The sequence below is a fragment of the Paraburkholderia sp. A1RI-2L genome (assembly GCF_048957375.1).
Taxonomy (GTDB): Bacteria; Pseudomonadota; Gammaproteobacteria; order Burkholderiales; family Burkholderiaceae; genus Paraburkholderia.
Genome location: NZ_JARBTA010000002.1, coordinates 1,428,745 through 1,446,604, shown reverse-complemented (window position 1 = coordinate 1,446,604; position 17,860 = coordinate 1,428,745). Strand labels below are relative to the sequence as shown.

The window sequence follows — 17,860 nt, the reverse complement described above, 5'->3', positions numbered from 1 at the left end:
GTCCTTTTTTCCGCCTCAAGCATTGAAGAACGCGCGGCTGATCAGATTGCGCTGCACTTCGTTTGTGCCGCCGTAGATCGACACCTTGCGCGCGTCGAAATAGTTCGCCGCTACCGCGATCAGTTCGTCCGGGCTCGGACCTTCGTAGCCGGCCGCATCGAGCATGGCCTGCTCGTCGAACGGCACGCTGAACGGGCCGGCGATTTCAGTCAGGAGTGCATAGATGCCCTGGCGCAGCTCGGTCCCGCGCACCTTGAGCATCGGTGCCTCGACCGACGGCACGCGGCTCGCCTGGTTCGCGCTCAGCATGCGCAGGCCAGTGAATTCGAGGGCCATCAGTTCGATCTCGAAGCGGCTGATTCGCGCCTGCAGGAGCGGATCGTTTTCGAGGCCCTGCTGCTTTGCGAGGTGCCGGGCGCGCGCGAGTTGCTGCTTGCACGAACCGATACCGGCGATGCCGGTACGCTCATGGCCGAGCAGGTACTTCCCGTAGGTCCAGCCCTTGTTCAGTTCACCGACGAGGTTTTCCTTCGGCACGCGCACGTTGTCGAGGTAGACCTCGTTGAGGTCCGCGCCGCCTTCGAGCATCCTGATCGGGCGGACTTCCACCCCCGGCGCATGCATGTCGATCAGCAGGAACGAAATGCCTTCCTGAGGCTTTGCGGCCGGATCGGTGCGCACGAGTGCGAACATCATGTCGCACCAGTGAGCATAGGAGGTCCAGACCTTGTGGCCGTTCACGACGAAATGCTCGCCTTCATCGTCCGTGGCAAGCACTGCCGTCGTGCGCACTGCGGCGAGGTCCGAGCCTGCGCCCGGCTCCGAGAATCCTTGCGCCCACCAGGTTTCGCTGCGCAGGATCTTCGGGATGTACCTCGCTTTTTGCTCAGGTGTGCCAAAGGCATTCAGCACGGGGCCAAGCATGTTGATGCCGCTCGCCACGATGCGCGGCGCGCCGCCGAGCAACGTTTCCTCATCGAAGATGTAGCGCTGCACGTGCGTCCAGCCCGGACCGCCATCTTCCTTCTTCCATGATGGCGCGATCCAGCCCTTCTCGTAGAGTTTTGTGTACCACTCGACGTAATCTTCACGCTCGATACGCAGGCCGAGTTCGGCCTTGCGCTTCAGGCGCGGCGACAGGTTCTGCTTCACGAATTCGCGCACTTCGGCGCGAAATGCCTGATCCTCGGCAGAGAATTCCAGCTTCATTCGATATGTCTCCTCTGACCCGGGGCTCAGTGATGGGCTGGGCCCTGGGCGCCGCAGATCACAAGGGCGTCGAGCGCCAGAACGCGGTCCGGATAGGCGACCAGCGGGTTGACGTCGATTTCCGTGATTTCGGGGTTGGCACGCATCTGGTCGGCGATCGCCGCCACGGCCTTCGCCACCGCCTTCGTGTCCACGCCTGCCGCGCCGCGCACGCCGTCGAGCACCGCCGCGGCCTTGAGTCGACCCAGTTCGACGACGATGTCCTGTTCTGCCATGTCGGCGGGCACGAGGCGCACGTCCTTCAGGACTTCGATGAAGATGCCGCCAAGACCGACCAGCACGACCGGCCCCCAGTCGGCGTCACGCCTGGCACCTACCACGAGTTCCAGTCCGCGCGGGCCCATCGCCTCGACCAGCGTGCCGTCGAGCACCAGTTCAGGACGGTGCGACTTCACGCTCGCGTGCAGTTTGTCCCAGCCGGTGCGCAACGCCGTTGCGTCGGCGAGGCCGACCACCACGCCACCCACGTCGCTCTTGTGCGGCAGTTCGCTCGCCTGGGCCTTGAGCACCACCGGGTAGCCGATTTCGTCAGCTATCCTGAGTGCTTCGTCGAACGACCTCGCGAGGCCGCCCTTCGGCACCGGCAGGCCTGCCGAAGCGAGCCAGCCCTTGCCCTGGTATTCAGCGAAGATGCCGTTCGGCGGCACGGCGCCCGGCAGCGGGATGGCCTTCGGCGCATCGATGCGGGCACGTGCGGCGCGCGTCAGCGATTCGCCGTACGCGGCCACGCGGGCGCAGGCACGCAGGGCGCGGTCCGGCGAACGGAAGAACGGCACGCCGCTCGCGGCAATCGCTTCCGTGAAGAAGTCTTCGAGTTTGTTGTTGTCGCCCATCACCGCGAGCACCGCGGGCTTGGTTGCGCGCGCAAGCGCTGGCACGAGGTGGTCGGCCTTGTCGCGCTGTGCGATCGACGGGCCGCCCATGATCGAGAGCACCAGCGAGCCGATGTTCGGATCGGCCAGCACCGCGTCGATCAGCTCGCCGATCAGTCCCGGGTTGCGCACGCCGATCGTCGTGTAGTCGAGCGGATTGTCGGCCACGGCGTAGTCGGGCAGCAGCCCGGTCAGCTTCTGGAGGGTCGTGTCGGTCAGGCGCGGCAGCGTCAGGCCGATATCCTCGGCGAAATCGAGCGTGATGTTCTTGACCGCGCCGGAAGCCGTCATGACGGCCGTGCCGGCCGCCGGCGGCACCGGGAAGCGCGCGAGGATCGTCGTGGTGTCGAACAGCTCGTCGAGCGAATCGACCACCACCACGCCTTCACGCGCCAGCAGCACGCTCGCGCTCGCATGGTCGCCGGCCAGTGCGCCGGTGTGCGACTGCGCGGCCTCGCGGGCACGCGCGCTCTTGCCCGGCATCAGCATCACGATCGGCTTGCCGGCGGCGCGCGCTTCGCGTGCCAGTTGCAGGAACGTCTGCGGTCGGCGGATCTGTTCAGCGTAGACCGCTATTGCGCTCGTTTGCGGATCGGCGATGAACCACGCCAGATAGTCTTCGATACCGAGGCTTGCCTCGTTACCGGTGGAGACCGTTGCCGTCATCGGCTGGCCACGGCCCATAAAGGCGTCGCGCAGGTTCGCGGCCATCGCACCGCTTTGCGCCACCACGCCCACGCCGCGGCGGCCGCCGCCCGGGTACGGTGCCACGGCTTCGAAGGTCACTGGCACACCGGCCTCGAAGTTCGTGAAACCCATGCAATTCGGGCCGATCAACGCGACGCCGCCTTCCGCGGCGACGCGTGCGAGTTCCTCCTGCTTCGCGCGACCTTCGTCTCCGGCCTCGGCATAGCCCGAAGCGAAGATCACGGCGGCGCCGGCCTTCAGCCTGCCGAGCGTGCGCACCGTATCGAGCACGCCGGACTCCGGAATGCACAGGACCGCCAGATCGATGCCTTGAGGCAGCGCCTCGACACTGTCCACGCAGGCACGGCCGTTGATTTCCTGGCTGCTGCGCGACACGAGGTGGATATCGCCCGCGTAACCGAAACGCTCGAGGTTCTGCAGCACGAAGTTACCGAAAGCACGCGGGTCGGCGGATGCCCCGACGACCGCAATCGACTTCGGCTTGAGCACACGCTCGACAGGCTGCACGCCGGCTACATCTAAAAGGCTTTTGCTCATCTGATCTGACCTGTGATGTTGACTGAACCCGGCTCTGGCATACCAGAACCGCTGTAGTTTTACGGATTCTGGCATACACTGACGCCAGTTTCAACACACCAGACACGTAAAACAACCCCTGGTATTTCCCCTATAACCCGCCTCAAAAGCCCTGATAAACTCTCGTATCTCATTGAATAATAGACATTTTCAGTTTATTCCCAGCCCGCGGAGAGGCACAGTTCGAGCGTCAATGCAAACCCTTAATTGAATGCCATGAAACGCTTGTGGTATATTTTTATCACCCGAAACACCTGTGCAGCCACTTCTCAATGAAACTTGCAGCAGACCCCACTCTCGAGCGCAGCGAAACGCCCGCGCGCAGTAGTGCCAGTCGCGCGAGCGATATTCGCGCCACCCTGGAGGCCGCTATCGAGCTGGGTGAACTCGCCCCGGGCGCACCGATCGACGAGCGTGCGCTGGCCGCCCGCTTCAATGTGTCTCGCACGCCGGTACGCGAGGCGCTTCAGCATCTGGTCGCGCGCGAGCTGGTGGTGATTTCGCCGCGTCAGGGCATCACGGTGGCACGTCTGTCGATTGCCAAGATGCGCGCCATGCTGGAATACATCGGCGAACTCGAGGCACTGTGTGCCCGTTTCGCAGCGCGCCGCGCCAGCGACGAGCTGCGCGAACAGCTGGACCAGATGCTGGTGGTTTGCCAGCAGGCCGCCGTGGCGGGGGATGCGTCCCAGTATGCGCTAGCCAATACGCAGTTTCACGAGCTGATTTACGAAGGCAGTCGCAACCAGTACCTGGCCGCTCAGATCCGCACCGCTCGCCGCCGTTCGGCACGTTATCGCGTGGCAGACCTGCGCAACCGCAGCCAGATCACGCGTTCGCTGCAGGAGCACTTCGAAATCGCGCGCGCCATCCAGGACGGCCACGAAGCCCAGGCAGCCGAAGCCATGATGAAGCACGTCCCGGCCGGCACCACCGGTTTCTCCGAATTCCTCGCGGCCGTGCCGCGCCACTTCTTCGATCCCGGCGAAGACTGACACGCCGTGCCATCTCAACGAATCCACGGAGGAGACATGCCCCAATCCATCGACGTTCCAGGCCTCGCGCACAAGGTACCGATTCCGGTCGGTTCGCGAATCGGCAACGTACTGTGCTCGTCGGCGATCGCCGGCAAAGATCCCGCCACCGGCAAGCTCGCCGAGACCCCGGCAGAACAGGTGCGTCTCGCGTTCGAGAACGTCAGGCGCTTCCTCGCGGCAGGCGGGGCCGCGCTGGAGCACGTGGTGAAACTCGCTGTCTACGTCAAGGACGACTCGGTGCGCGAATACATCGACGCGCAGTGGCTTGCCTTGTGGCCCGATGCCGCGCATCGCCCGGCACGCCATGTGACCGTGTACGACCTGCAGCACGGCATGGTCATCCAGCTCGAAACCCTTGCGGTGATCGCGTAAGCGCCGCAAACCCTTTTGGCTCACCGCCGAACTTGACACTCCGAACCGAACTGAACCGAACTGAGGCTCAACCATGATCATCGATTCCCACGCCCACGTCGTCATGCCACCGCAAAGCTTCCGCTACATGGCGGAGCTGGTCGGCGGCCGCGCGAACCCGTCGGCCAACCCGAACATCCCGGACGAGGCGGTGCGCCAGCAGGCCGAGGAACTCGTGCGCAGCATGGATGCAGTCGGCACCGACGTGCAGTTCATCTCGCCGCGCCCGTACCTGCAGATGCACTCCATCAAGCCGTCGCGCGTGACTCAACTTTGGACGCGTCACTGCAACGACCTGATCAAGCGCTTCGTCGACATGTTCCCGGACCGCTTCCGTGGCGTGGCCGGCCTGCCGCAGTTCATGAACGAGTCGCCGGCCGAGCACTGCGTCGCCGAACTAAAGCGCTGCGTCAACGAACTCGGCTTCGTGGGCACCCTGCTGAACCCGGACCCGACCGAAGGCGAAGGCCCGGCCCCGGCTGGCCTTGGCGACCCGTTCTGGTACCCGCTGTATGACGCGATGACCGAACTCGACGTGCCCGCGCTGATCCACTCGGCCGGCAGTTGCAACCCGCGCGAGTCGTACACGCTGAAGTTCATCAACGAAGAGAACATCGCCGTCATTTCGCTGCTCGAATCGAAAGTATTCGAGAAGTATCCGAGCCTGAAGATCGTGGTCGCGCACGGCGGCGGCGCCATCCCCTACCAGATGGGCCGCTTCCGTGCGTGGGCGGCACGCCGCAACAGCCCCGTGTCGTTCGACGATCAGTTGAAGAAGCTCTACTTCGACACCTGCAACTACTCGAAGGATTCGATCGAACTGCTGCTCAAGGTCGCCGGCACGGACAACGTCATGTTCGGCACCGAGAAGCCGGGCACCGGCAGCGCGCGGGATCCGGTCCTGGGCCGCGACTACGACGATATGAAACCGGTGATCGAGAGCATCGAATGGCTGACCGAAGCGCAGCGCAAGAACATCTTCGAATGCAACTGCACGCGCGTGTACACACGTGCGTTCCGTAACTACAAGTCCTGACGCGCGCAACGCGAGGAGTACTCATCATGGCAATGAGCCGCGAAGACAACGAACTGCTCACGCGCGTCGAGAACGGCGCGCCGATGGGCGAGATGATCCGCCAGCATTACTGGATTCCCGCCGTGCCCTCGGCCACGCTGGAAGCAGACGGCGCGCCGGTGCTGGTGCGCCTGCTCGGCAGCAGCTACGTGGCGTTCCGCGCCACCGACGGCCATGTCGGCGTCATCGACGAACTGTGCCCGCACCGCCGCACTTCGCTGATGATGGCGCGCAACGAAAACAACGGCCTGCGCTGCATCTTCCACGGCTGGAAAGTCGATGCATCGGGGGCCGTGGTCGAGGCGCCGAACCAGGTCGGCGACCAGGAGCAGTTCTGCAAGCGCGTGAAGACGAGCCAGTATCGCGTCATGGAACGCGGCGGCGTGGTCTGGGTGTGGCTCGGCAAGGGCGAAACCCTGCCGCCGTTTCCGGAACTGCCGTTCATGGACCTCGCGCCCGAACACCGCTCGGTGACGAGCGTCGAAGTGCCGACGAACTGGGTGCAGGCGGTCGAGGCCTCGATGGATTCGTCGCACGTCGGCGTGCTGCACGAGTCGACCACGCAGATTACCGCGGGCGGCGGCAACGAACGCATGATCATGACGAAAGCGCTCGCGCCGCGCTTCGAATTCGAGGATCGCCCGTACGGCTATCGCTACGCGGCCCTGCGCGACATGCCGGACGAGAAGGTCTATGCGCGCGTGAACAACTTCGTGATGCCCTGGTACGGCATCATCTGCCCGCCCGACGCGAAGGGCCCGACGACGGTGTTCTTCTCGACGCCGGTCGATGACGTCACGCACCGCGCGTGGTTCATCCAGTACAACCCGCACCGTCCGCTCGGCATGACCATCATGTCGGCCACGCCGGACGTCTGGAACTTCCCGCCGCTGCCGCCGGGCCCGCGCGAGCAAGCGTTCGGCCAGAACCGCGACCTGATGAAACGCGGTCACGCGACCGGCTTTTATCAGCACCTCGGCACGGAAGACTTCGCGATGTTCCTCGGCCAGGGCCCGATCTACGACCGCACCCAGGAGCAACTTTGCTCGGCCGACGGTGCCGTGCTGCGCGTGCGTGCGCTGCTGCTGAAGGCCGTGCGCGAGTTCATGGCCGGCAAGACGCCGACGCTAGCCGACAGCCCGCAACTCGATTACTCGAAGGCCGTCTCGATCGGCGGCGTGCTGCAGGCAGGCGACGACTGGCGCACCCTGACCGATACACAGTAAGAGCCATTGCCATGACCACCATGCTCGCACCTACTCTCAAACTGCGTATCGCGTCGGTTGACGCGCCCACCTCGCTGATCAAGTCCTTCACGCTCGAGGCCGAGGACGGCTCGTTGCTGCCGGGCTTCGAGCCGGGCGCGCATATCCAGGTTGAGATTCCGGCCGCTGACAGCGGCGTCGCGCAGTGGCGTTCGTATTCGCTGATCAACACGGATCCGCAGCAAGATACGCGCTCTGGCGTGCACGCCTACCGTCTCGGCATCCGGCGCGAGGACGAGGGTCGCGGCGGCTCGCGCTTCATGCACACGCTGCGGACCGGCACCACGCTCACTGTGCGCTCACCCGTCAACCACTTCCCGCTCGCCGCGCCGCCTTCGGTCATCCTGATTGCCGGCGGCATCGGCATCACGCCGATGGCGGCCATGGCAGCGGAACTGAGCGCGCAGAACCGCGACTACACGCTGCATTTTTCGGGGCGCACGCGCGACGCGCTGCCGTTCGTCGACGAACTGCGCGCCTTCGCGGGCAAGCGCCTCGTAGTGCATGCCGATGATGAGGGCACCACGCGCCTGTCGATCGACACGCTACTCGATGGCGCGCAAGTCAATCAGCCGATCTACGTGTGCGGGCCGGCCCGCATGATCGACGCGGTACTCGCCGCTGCACGCCATCGCGGCTGGCACGAGTGCGACCTCCATTACGAACTTTTTAGCGAAGCCGCACCGCAGGAGGGCGACACCGCCTTCGAGGTCGAGCTGAAGTCCTCCGGCAAGGTACTGAGCGTGCCGGCCGACAAATCGGTACTCGACACATTGCTCGATAACGGCGTCGATGTCATGTACGACTGCCGCGCCGGTTATTGCGGCCTGTGCTCCACCCAGGTCTGCAGCGGCGAGGTCGACCATCGCGACACCTACCTGTCGGACACCGACAAGCGCGCCGGCAAGCTCATGCAGGTCTGCGTTTCGCGCTGCAACAGCAAACGCCTCGTGCTCGACCTGTGACTGCATTTTCAGCCCATCAATAAGCATGACTGAACATTATCGGACTTATATCCAACGGAGCGCCGTATGAGCGAAACTCTGGTTACCTATGAACTCGACGGCGCAGTGGCGTTGATCGGCCTGAATCGTCCCGACAAGCGCAATGCGATCAACGAAGACGTGATTGCGCAGTTGCGCGACACTGTCAACCGCGCCGGCGACGAAGCCATGTGCGGTGTCATCTACGGCCATGGCGGCAACTTCTCGGCCGGACTCGACCTGCGCGAGGCCCTGTCGCGAGCCACCGGGCAGGCCGCGCCACCGAAAAAGCGCCGCCGTCACTCGTGGCACGAAGTGTTCGATCTCATCGCGCGCGGCCCGATTCCATTCGTTGCAGCGCTGCACGGGGCCGTCGTCGGCGGCGGTCTTGAGCTGGCGACCGCCGCTCATGTACGCGTCGGCGACAAGACCTGCTTCTTCGGCCTGCCCGAGGGCCAGCGCGGCATCTTCGTGGGCGGCGGCGGCACGGTTCGCATCCAGCGCGTTGTCGGCTACACCCTGATGGCCGACATGATGCTCACGGGCCGCCTGCTGAACGCCGAGGAAGGCCAGCGCGAGCACATCATCACCTACCTGACACCGGAAGGCGGCGCACTCGAGAAGGCAAAGGAACTCGCGGCGAAGATCGCGCAGAACGTGCCCGATACCAACTGGCGCATCACGAACCTGCTGCCGCGTGTCAACGATCTCTCGCACGAGGACGGCCTGTTCCTCGAGTACATGAGTTCGAACATGATGCGTTCGCCCGAAACCGCCGCCCGTCTGCAGAATTTCGTGGACGGTAACGCCAAACTCGTCAAACCGGAGTAAAGCCTGCATGAGTACCCCCGCAGAACTCACGCCGCAGGAAGCCGCGGCACTGGCCCATGTGAAAGCCGCCGAACAAGCCGCTGCGCAGATCCCCGTTCCCGCCGGCGTCAAGCCGCGCGACGTCAGCCGCGCCGCCGTGATCGGCGCCGGCACGATGGGCGGCGGCATCGCCATGGCACTCGTCGCCGCCGGCATTCCGGTCACGCTGATCGACGCCAACGACGATGGCCTCACGCGCGGTCTTGCGCGCATTCGCGACAACTACGACGGCAGCATCAAGCGCGGCAAGCTGGACGTTGCCACGCGCGACGAGCGCCTCGGGCTCATCACGGGCTCGACCTCGATTGCCGACGTCAAGGGCGCCGACATCATCATCGAAGCCGTGTTCGAGGATCTCGGCCTCAAGCAAGGCATCTTCCGCGAGCTCGACCTGCACGCGAGGCCCGGCGCAATCCTTGCAACCAATACGTCGGGCCTCGACATCAACGATATCGCGGCTGTCACGAAGCGCCCGCAAGACGTGGTCGGCGCGCACTTCTTCAGCCCTGCGCAGGTGATGCGCCTGCTCGAAGTCGTGCGTGCGGACCGGACCTCCGACGACGCCGTGGCCACACTCATGGAACTGGGCCGCCGCATGGGCAAGGTGTCAGTCTATGCGCGCGTCTATCCGGGCTTCATCGGCAACGCGCTGTTCCGCAATTACAACCGCGAAGCGCATTTTCTCGTCGAAGACGGCGCACTGCCGCACGAGGTCGATGCCGCGCTCAAGGATTTCGGCTACGCAATGGGCGTCTTCGCGGTGCACGACATGGCCGGTAACGACGTCGGTTATCAGACGCGCAAGGCGCAGATGGCCACGCGTGCAAACGACCGCCGCTGGAACGATCTCATCATGAAGCTCGTCGAGATGGGGCGCCTCGGGCAGAAGAGCGGCAAGGGCTGGTATCGCTATGAAGCGGGCGAGCGCACGCCGCATCGCGATCCGGAAGTCGAGCAATATATCGTCGAGGAATCGGCGCGCATGGGGATCGCGCGTCGCCCGATCTCACCGGACGAGATCATCAAGCGCTGCATGTACGGCATGATCAACGAAGGCGCAAAGCTGCTCGAGCAAGGCATCGCGCTGCGCGCGAGCGATATCGACATCGTGTACGTGACCGGCTACGGGTTCCCCGCCAAGCGAGGCGGACCGATGTACTACGCCGACCAGATCGGCCTCGCCAATATCTATCAGGACGTTTTGCGTCTGTACGAAGAGTACGGTTACTGGTGGAAGCCGGCGCCGCTGCTCGAGAAGCTCGCGTCCAGCAACGGCAGATTTGCCGATCTTTGACCCCGCGGTAAAGGGTGCGCCGGGCAGCCGGCGTCACCCATCTGCTAAAGCCCTCCCCCTTTGCGAGGGCTTTGTCGTCCTGGGGCCGGCCGCTCACTCGTCTTCGAAGACAGGTTCCGTCGATGAAACCGCGTCATCGCGGCCCGAAGCGGGCGCGCCTGCGAAGTATTCGGGCGGCAGCGTGGCGAGGAACTCCGAAAAGCCCGAGTCGCCGCCCGGGGAATGTTCAGCCATGGCCGCCCCGGCGGCGGCTTCGTCGCCCGACAGCAACGCTTGCGCCAGCTTCTGGTGATCGGCAATTGCCTTCTCGCGCCGGCTTGGCGCCAGAAACGGCTTGGGCCTGTAACGTGAAATCAACCGGCGGATCGAGCGAATCTGATCAGCCAGGTAATCGTTATGGCAAGCATTGCAGATGACTTCGTGGAATGCCGAGTTGGCACGCGCGAAACCTCTCGCATCATTTTCCTGCAATGCGGCCACGCCCTGGTCAACGGCCTTTTGCAGTGCTGCTCGCTGCGCGTCATTCATGCGCCGCGCTGCCAGGCGCGCCGACACGATCTCCAGCTCGCTGAGCAGCTCGAGCACGTCACGCAGCTGCGGCACCGACATTTTGTTCACGAATACACCCTGCCGCGGCACGATCTGCACGTACTGCTGGGCGGCGAGCTGCTGCAGCGCCTCGCGGATCGGCGTGCGCGACACATTGAAGCGCGCCGCCAGCGCCCGCTCGTCAAGCGTCGCGCCCGGGACCAGTTCACCGCGCTCGATTTCCGCTTCGAGAAGCGCCTTGATTTCGGCCGATCGGCTCAATTTCGGGACCTGATTCATCGAATGAGAATCACAAACATGAGAATGTTGAACGAGATAATGCGCACGCGAGCGTGCACTCCTATGATACTCCATTGGTATACCAGATGTTGAGTGCCATCCGATCGAACATGCAAAACGGCGTCGTGCCTGGACACGACGCCGTCGGGCAATGCTCGCCGAGAAAGCTTAGCTGTTCTTCAGATGGCGCTGCGCGCAGAAGTAATGCACCGCCGACCAGAGCAGCACCACGGTCACCGCCAGCATGGCATAGCGCACACCATTAGCCGAGGCGTCGTGACAGGCCATCGCGAGCGGACCCTGCAACGTGGCCGCGGCACCATGCGCGCCCTTCGGCACAGTGCACACCTCATGGAAATTGCCCTGCGTGAACAGGTGCGAAGCAACGCGGTCGCTCAGGAAGCCGACCACCGGCGTACCCAGGCCCTGTCCAATCAGGTTCATCAGCAGGAAGACAATTGCCGACGCGGTAGCGCGCATGCGCGGCTCGACGATGCTTTGCACCACGGCAAAGGTCGGACCGTTCCACAGGTTGAGCGCGATCGTACCGACGAATAGCAGAGCGACGCTCACCTGCCACTGGTTCGAGATAAACGCCAGCGCCAGCGCCGGGAAACCCAGCGCGGTACCAATCGCCGGGATCCGCGCATACCAGCGGCGGTCCTTGGCGCTGGCCCAGTCCGCGGACACGCCGCCGAGGGTATTGCCGATGATCCCGCCCACGCCGAGCACCAGACCGAAAATCAGGCCGGCCTGAGCAAAGCTCATGTCGTAGGCGCGGATGAAATACATCGGGATGAACAGGTTGATGCCGTACTGCGCAAACGCACCGATCACCGTACCCAGCAGCATCTGCACGAAGGCGCGGCTGGAGATCAGCAGCTTGAACACCTGACTCATCGGTGGAGCACTGGCACTCGTATCGGCAGCAACACCATCAGCGCCGCCGCGTTTCGGCTCGCGCAGCGTGAGCCACGCCAGCAGACCCAGCACGAGACCCGGCAGCCCCACCACATAGAACACCGGACGCCAGCCGAGATGCTGCACCAGCCAGCCGCCGCCAAGCGCGCCGGCCAGCACGCCAATGGGCGGGCCCAGCGCATAGATCGCGAGCGCGCTTGCCCGGCGGCGCGGTCCAAACTGGTCCGCGATCAGCGAATGCGAGGTCGGTGTGCTGCCCGCTTCGCCGATCCCCACACCGAGGCGGTACAACATCAGCTGCCAGAAGGCGCCTGCCGTGCCGCAGAGCGCAGTCATCGCCGACCAGGCGATGATCGAGATCGAGATCAGTACGACACGGTTGAATTTGTCAGCCAGACGCGCAATTGGCAGGCCGAGCACCGAATAAAAAATGGAGAAAGCCAGGCCGCCGAGCAGGCCGACCTGGAGATCGCTGAGGCTCATCTCGGTCTTCACGGCCTGCCCAACGACCGCCACGATGATGCGATCAACGAAGCTCGACGCATAGATCAGCACCAGCACCAGCAAAAACCAGCTGCGATACCAGCCGCTGCCCGACCTCGCACTCACTTCCTGGGCAGTAAGTTCTCTCATCTAAATGTCTCCATAAGCTCCGGCAATCCCGCTGGCCCTGCCAGCTTGACGGTTGTCGCTGAGCTATTTGTATACCACGGAAACCTATGTGGAATTATAGGTCGATTTTCATGCATAAATCTCAGCCACGCAATAACCAGGCAGAGGCGGACGCGTCAAGGTTCCCACCTGGCCACGCGTGCTCGCATGCACCGGCCCGCGTGCACCGGCGCGCCGCGAAACGTTAGAAGAGGTGGCGGATGCCGACCTGCACAGCCAGCTGGTTGGCCGTGGTGGAAGCGTTGTTGCCAAACAGCGCGCCGCCAGGGCCCGGCACCGAGTACGGGGTCGACACGAGGAAGTTGTCCGCGTGCTTCTGCCCCGCGAACGCGTGCTGCAGGACGCCAAACACGTACACGTCGGTGCGCTTCGAGAGTCGATAGTCCACGCCTGCCGTGTAGAGGTCGTACTTGCCGAGCTTGTGCTGGTCCACGTAGGTGAAGCCACCGCCCACCGTAAGCGCCGGCCCGAACCTGTAGGTCGTCCCCAGTTCGTAGGCGCCCACGGTCACCACGCCGCGCGGGCTTTGCGAAGCATTCGTGTAGGTGTACACGCCATTGATCGACCACGCATTGGTCAGGCTATACATGCCGCCCGCCGCGATCGTATAGATCGATTGCGCGTCGAGCGCGACCTGCGCCATCGTGCCCACGCCGCGCGCCGCGTTGCCACCCTGCGTCTTCGTGAAGGTGAGCGCCCCCGAGTAAGGCGCGTTGAAGTTGCCGGTCGGGCTGTACTTCACGCCAGCGCTGATCACGCGCGGGTTGCCCGTCGGCGTACCGCCGAAGGCGCCAGGAATGTTACTGAAGCCGTACATCACGCCCGCGGTGACGCCGTGCCAGGTCGGCGTTTCGTAGCGCACCATGTTGCTCACCGGCTCGCCCGCGAGACGGTCGATGTCGTACGCACCGTGGAACGCGTAGGACGGCGCAAACTGGGCGACGTTGGTGTAGTAAGAGGCGTAATCGTAGATGAAATCGTAGTCGTAGCCGGCGATCAGCGTGCCGAACGTCGAGCTCTGCAGCCCCACGAAAGCGCGTCGCCCGAACAGCGCGCCGCCGTGGCTCGCGGTACCCGTGTTCAGCGAAAAGCCGTTCTCCAGGGTGAAGATCGTCTTCAGACCACCGCCGAGATCCTCAACCCCGTGCAGGCCCCAGCGTGACGCCTGGTTGATGCCGTCATCGAGCTTCACGAACGAATGGCCACCCGCGTTGTTCACATAGGTGAGGCCATCGCTGATGATCCCGTATAGCGTCACACTGCTCTGCGCGTGCGCGCCTCCCGCCACTGCGGCCGCTATCGCGCCCGCCAATACCTTCTTCTTCACTTGACGATCTCCGTGTATTGCGGGCTTTGGCGCCCGCTTTTATTGCCGGTCTATTTCCTTCGGCTGCCGACAGCTACGAACGACTTGCTGCAAGCGCGGTGACGCGAGGCACGGAAGTCATGCGCGGCCGGCCACACCGCACCACGCCTACAGCCAGCAACGCGTAGCGAATTCCGTATGCCGGGGCGTCATGGCACGCCGCTGTGAACGCTCCCCGCGGCGCGAGTGCCGCGCAAACCAACTTGAACTGTCCCTCCGTCCCGAAGCGCGAGGCAGGTCGATCGATCTGGAATCCTGCCTTTCTGAGGCCAGCAAAGCCCCGGTCCTCGAAACTCACTAGCGGGAACACGCGGGCGAATTCCGTGGCTCGCATATACGGCGCGACAATGCCGTGCACCACGGCGAAGGTCCGACTGTCCAGCATGTTCAGCGTGACCGCGGCGATGAAAATCCGCGTGACGGTAAAGGCCGAGTAGCCAATAGAGCTTCAGATTGACCTTCGTTGCTTGATCCGCGACGGCAATGACGACCCGGTCGACGAACCGGGCTGCGAGATTCTGCGCTGTCAGCTCTTTCATTTGTGGTGTCTCCGAGGCGGGCTCCAGGTAGCTTACGATTCGCTTTTTGTATGCCACAGATCGTTTGTGGGATTTTTTACGGATTCTGAAGCATAAATTTTCGAGGCGCAAGACTATCTCGCGTCGAAGGCATACTCGTTTTCACCAGGAGAACTTGTCTTTTCAATGCATCGGCTAGAGCCAGGGGCGGCAAACAGCAATTCGTTGTTCGCGCAACCAACATGGTGCGTGGGCCGAGTCGCTTATCTGGCCCTACTTCACTCGGCTCTGTCGCGGTTGATGAGAAGCCTGCTGTGATGCCCGTTTTCGAATGTCTGCATTACGCGCTGGATGTGAACCTGATACGTGCGTGATGGTCTGTGCGTCAAACAGATCCGGCGACCCGGCTTTACACGGACCGCCGGAATCCCGCCGTGAGGGAGCAGGTCATCGGCGGGATAAAGCGTCAACCCCTAGCCTGGCTGACCGCGTAAGTCGAAACGAAGACCAGACGCACCGTGTCGCCGGGGCGCACATGCCCAAGATCCACGTCCTTCGCGACTTCAACCGTCACCGGTTGGTAAGCGCCGCGAATCCGCAGCGTCCGGTCCTTGAGGTTGACCGCCTGCACCGTCGCGTCAACCTCGATCTGATGGGCGACCTCATAGCCCGATGCCTGAGGCAGGAAGACGCCGGTGTCGACACGCTTACGAATACCGTTGACAGGTTCGTCGAGCTTTTGCACGTCGACCGCCACAGCGTCCTTGTAATGAACGTCGATCATGTCGCCCGGGGTCACGGCTGCTGTACCCGCCTTCGCCGAAGCCAGGAGTGGCATCTGCACCAGGTTGCCCATCGGTCCGCGAACAGTCATCGTGTTCGATGCGTGATCCACGGCGACGGCCTGACTGCGAATCGGAATAGCGGGAGACTGGGCGACGACCTGCTGAGTCGCTGTGGCCAGCGCATCCTGTGCGCAAGCCGATACGGCAACGGACGCGCCAAGCAGCAATGCGGCGGCAATGGTGGAAATTTTCATTTTGAACTCCTTGATAAATGGACTGGATTCAGCGCTGGCGAAGGGTCAGCCCGGCGTGGGCCGGCCAACACGCGCGTTAGTTCGCTGCAGGGGTCTCGCAAGTGAATGTAATTTCGCGCCGGTCTGCTTCGGGCTTCGAATCCCCGGTGGCCGGCTGGATCGACGCCAGTTCGTGCACGGCCTTGTCGCCGCAGACTTTCTCAGTACGAGGCGCCAATGCCCACCGTCGTACCTCCAGAACTCAACCCGGCGCCAACCCGCAACTTGATGTTCTGCGTGACGCGTGCAGTCGCTCCTAGCGCCGTTGCCTGGTAGCCCCTATAGGTTGCAGCGCCAACACCTACCGCGATCGTCTTGCCGAGATCGACATCGGGGATCATGGAAAGCGCAGTGGCCGCCGCAACTCCTGAATAGGCGTTACGTCCGACGTCGTTGATCGCCGTGCGCAGTCCGCCGACCTGCTGGTCCGTGTACCGCTGGGACTGGGCAGAGGATGCCTTCAACTGGTTCACGTTCACGGCATCGGTACCTTCCGTTCCGGCAGCGACATTGGCCACCTGCCGCTCGCCCCCGGCGCTGCCGACCGATACCGTGTTCGAACGGTCCGCGACCGAACCCGTGCCAAGCGCAACCGAGTTGCTCGCACTCGCCGCCGAGTTCGAGCCCAACGCCACTGCACCCGAGCCGCTCGCGATTGCCGCGCCGCCCGCGGCAACGGAATTCGCACCGATTGCCTGCGAATCCGCTTGCGACGAGTTCGCATGGAAATACTTGATGCCGCCACCGTTGTCGATGTTGTTGATCGTGCCGTTGATCGCGTAGAGCTGGGAGCCGTTCACCGCATCGGTGCTGGTCTCGCTCACGTCGCCCTCCGCCACGTTCGAGATCTTCCTGCTTGCGGCGTCGATGCCACGCTTCGTGATGCTCGGGCCGCCGCTGATGGTGACGCCATTGCTATCGATGACCGTATCCCCAGTCGTCACGGAGTCGAAATCCGGATTGGCGGACACGTCGATCTTCAGGCTCTTCGTGTCTGGGTCATAGCTAGCGGTCGTGTTGCTTCCGTCGACCACATTGAGTGTTTCGTTCGGACCAATCTTGCCGGGCGAACCGTGACTTGCGCTAATGTTCCAGCCCGCGTTCGCCACGTCGCTCACAGCATCGAGCTGAGACTTGTTCACGGCGTCATCGCTGTTCGTGCCGTCCGCAACGCCGGAGATCCTGCCGCTGCCGTCCCTGTTGACTGTGATATTGCCGAACTTCGGCGAATCGGCCATCTGCAGCTGCATATCGCCGTTCCCGTCGGTCACGGTTGTCAGATTGCCGCCTGAATACGCGCCCGCGGTCGTCGCGGTGCCGGCGATGCTCATGGTTTCGCCGAGCTTGCGCGACGCCGGCTCGCCAGCATTTCCAGCGAACATGAGTGGCTTAGAGACCGCATCGTTGAGTAAATCGAGTGCCTGATTGGTCGCATAGAGCTGCGAACCGTTCACGGCGTCGGTGCTGGTCTCGCTCAAGCGCCCTGCTGCAACGTTCGTGACCGTGCGTTCGTTGCCCGCTCCGCCTACACTCACCGAGCTCTGCGGATTGCTGCCGGCGAAGGTGTACGCATTGCCTGCGATGGTTGCGCCTGGCGTTGCGGCGGCAGCAGCCGTAGTCGAACCCGAGCCTAGCGCCACGCTCTGGTCGTTGCTCGCAACTGCACCTGCGCCGAGCGCCATCGCCGATGTCGCGCTTGCGCTTGCGCTTGCACCGGTACCCACCGCTATCGAATCCGTGCTGGATGCGACAGTCGCTGTGCTGTCGCTGTCACCGCCGCCAATGGCCAGCGACCGCGTGCCGGACGTGCCGCTCAAGGTGGCCGCACTGCCGATCCGCATGCTGCCAGCCGGGGTGCCCGTCTGGCCGCCGCCGAGACCCGGGTTTCCACCATTGACGAAAAGTTCGCCGCCCAGCGAGAGGGACGTACTCAAAGCATCCTGCCCGCCTTTGGGGTCGCTGTAAAAAAGTGCACGGTTATTTGTGAAGCTTTGTCGCGCGAAAGGCAGGCTGAATTCGAGGTTATGTTGAAAAGTCTGCTATTTGCGCCGAAGCTTACTGTGCGGCCGCTACCTTCTGTTTGAATTCTGTCGTTGTCAGCGAGCCGCGCATGAGTT

General features: G+C 63.5%; 13 protein-coding genes and 1 pseudogene. 7 read left to right on the top strand and 7 right to left on the bottom strand.

The features are described 5' to 3' along the window. Window positions 1-15: 15 nt before the first annotated feature. Entirely contained in the window at window positions 16-1,209 is a 1,194-nt protein-coding gene (locus tag PWP93_RS21460) for an acyl-CoA dehydrogenase family protein (protein WP_421045861.1), read from the bottom strand. A gap of 26 nt (window positions 1,210-1,235) precedes the next feature. Continuing rightward, a complete protein-coding gene (locus PWP93_RS21455) occupies window positions 1,236-3,386 on the bottom strand; it encodes an acetate--CoA ligase family protein (RefSeq protein WP_421045860.1) in 2,151 nt (716 codons plus the stop codon). A 311-nt stretch (window positions 3,387-3,697) separates the two neighbouring features. Between PWP93_RS21455 and PWP93_RS21450 the strand changes: the two genes are divergently transcribed. The 7 genes from PWP93_RS21450 to PWP93_RS21420 all read left to right on the top strand — a co-directional run bounded on the left by PWP93_RS21450 (window position 3,698) and on the right by PWP93_RS21420 (window position 10,360). Beyond that, the gene (locus PWP93_RS21450) at window positions 3,698-4,420 is read left to right on the top strand and encodes a GntR family transcriptional regulator (protein ID WP_421045859.1); all 723 of its coding nucleotides are present in this window, start codon (window positions 3,698-3,700) and stop codon (window positions 4,418-4,420) included. Between the two features lie 36 nt (window positions 4,421-4,456). Next, window positions 4,457-4,834 carry a RidA family protein gene (locus PWP93_RS21445; RefSeq protein ID WP_421045858.1) on the top strand — a complete coding sequence of 126 codons (378 nt, stop codon included), beginning with the start codon at window positions 4,457-4,459 and terminating at the stop codon, window positions 4,832-4,834. Window positions 4,835-4,907: 73 nt separating this feature from the next. Further along, complete coding sequence (locus PWP93_RS21440) at window positions 4,908-5,909, top strand: amidohydrolase family protein (protein ID WP_421045857.1); 1,002 nt, start codon at window positions 4,908-4,910, stop codon at window positions 5,907-5,909. Between the two features lie 26 nt (window positions 5,910-5,935). Next, window positions 5,936-7,174 (top strand): Rieske 2Fe-2S domain-containing protein, encoded by a 1,239-nt coding sequence (locus PWP93_RS21435; protein WP_421045856.1) that lies wholly within the window; start codon window positions 5,936-5,938, stop codon window positions 7,172-7,174. Window positions 7,175-7,185: 11 nt separating this feature from the next. Further along, entirely contained in the window at window positions 7,186-8,178 is a 993-nt protein-coding gene (locus PWP93_RS21430) for a PDR/VanB family oxidoreductase (protein WP_421045855.1), read from the top strand. Between the two features lie 66 nt (window positions 8,179-8,244). Then, entirely contained in the window at window positions 8,245-9,027 is a 783-nt protein-coding gene (locus PWP93_RS21425; protein WP_421045854.1) for a crotonase/enoyl-CoA hydratase family protein, read from the top strand. 7 nt (window positions 9,028-9,034) lie between these two features. Continuing rightward, complete coding sequence (locus PWP93_RS21420) at window positions 9,035-10,360, top strand: 3-hydroxyacyl-CoA dehydrogenase NAD-binding domain-containing protein (RefSeq protein WP_421045853.1); 1,326 nt, start codon at window positions 9,035-9,037, stop codon at window positions 10,358-10,360. 93 nt (window positions 10,361-10,453) lie between these two features. On the opposite strand, the gene PWP93_RS21415 is transcribed toward PWP93_RS21420, so the two are convergent. The 5 genes and pseudogenes from PWP93_RS21415 to PWP93_RS21395 all read right to left on the bottom strand — a co-directional run. After that, entirely contained in the window at window positions 10,454-11,170 is a 717-nt protein-coding gene (locus PWP93_RS21415; RefSeq protein WP_421026871.1) for a GntR family transcriptional regulator, read from the bottom strand. Window positions 11,171-11,356: 186 nt separating this feature from the next. Next, entirely contained in the window at window positions 11,357-12,670 is a 1,314-nt protein-coding gene (locus PWP93_RS21410; RefSeq protein ID WP_421046151.1) for a spinster family MFS transporter, read from the bottom strand. 295 nt (window positions 12,671-12,965) lie between these two features. Further along, window positions 12,966-14,108 (bottom strand): porin, encoded by a 1,143-nt coding sequence (locus tag PWP93_RS21405; protein ID WP_421045852.1) that lies wholly within the window; start codon window positions 14,106-14,108, stop codon window positions 12,966-12,968. Window positions 14,109-15,131: 1,023 nt separating this feature from the next. Next, a complete protein-coding gene (locus PWP93_RS21400; RefSeq protein WP_421045851.1) occupies window positions 15,132-15,704 on the bottom strand; it encodes a hypothetical protein in 573 nt (190 codons plus the stop codon). Between the two features lie 200 nt (window positions 15,705-15,904). Then, window positions 15,905-17,452, bottom strand: a pseudogene (locus PWP93_RS21395) (YadA family autotransporter adhesin); the annotation flags it as partial. Window positions 17,453-17,860: the final 408 nt, after the last annotated feature.

Coding starts and splice junctions, on each gene's coding strand:
- PWP93_RS21420 (WP_421045853.1), top strand. CDS start 9,035: ATGAGTACCCCCGCAGAACTCACGCCGCAGGAAGCCGCGGCACTGGCC.
- PWP93_RS21450 (WP_421045859.1), top strand. CDS start 3,698: ATGAAACTTGCAGCAGACCCCACTCTCGAGCGCAGCGAAACGCCCGCG.
- PWP93_RS21430 (WP_421045855.1), top strand. CDS start 7,186: ATGACCACCATGCTCGCACCTACTCTCAAACTGCGTATCGCGTCGGTT.
- PWP93_RS21460 (WP_421045861.1), bottom strand. CDS start 1,209: ATGAAGCTGGAATTCTCTGCCGAGGATCAGGCATTTCGCGCCGAAGTG.
- PWP93_RS21425 (WP_421045854.1), top strand. CDS start 8,245: ATGAGCGAAACTCTGGTTACCTATGAACTCGACGGCGCAGTGGCGTTG.
- PWP93_RS21400 (WP_421045851.1), bottom strand. CDS start 15,704: ATGAAAATTTCCACCATTGCCGCCGCATTGCTGCTTGGCGCGTCCGTT.
- PWP93_RS21455 (WP_421045860.1), bottom strand. CDS start 3,386: ATGAGCAAAAGCCTTTTAGATGTAGCCGGCGTGCAGCCTGTCGAGCGT.
- PWP93_RS21435 (WP_421045856.1), top strand. CDS start 5,936: ATGGCAATGAGCCGCGAAGACAACGAACTGCTCACGCGCGTCGAGAAC.
- PWP93_RS21445 (WP_421045858.1), top strand. CDS start 4,457: ATGCCCCAATCCATCGACGTTCCAGGCCTCGCGCACAAGGTACCGATT.
- PWP93_RS21440 (WP_421045857.1), top strand. CDS start 4,908: ATGATCATCGATTCCCACGCCCACGTCGTCATGCCACCGCAAAGCTTC.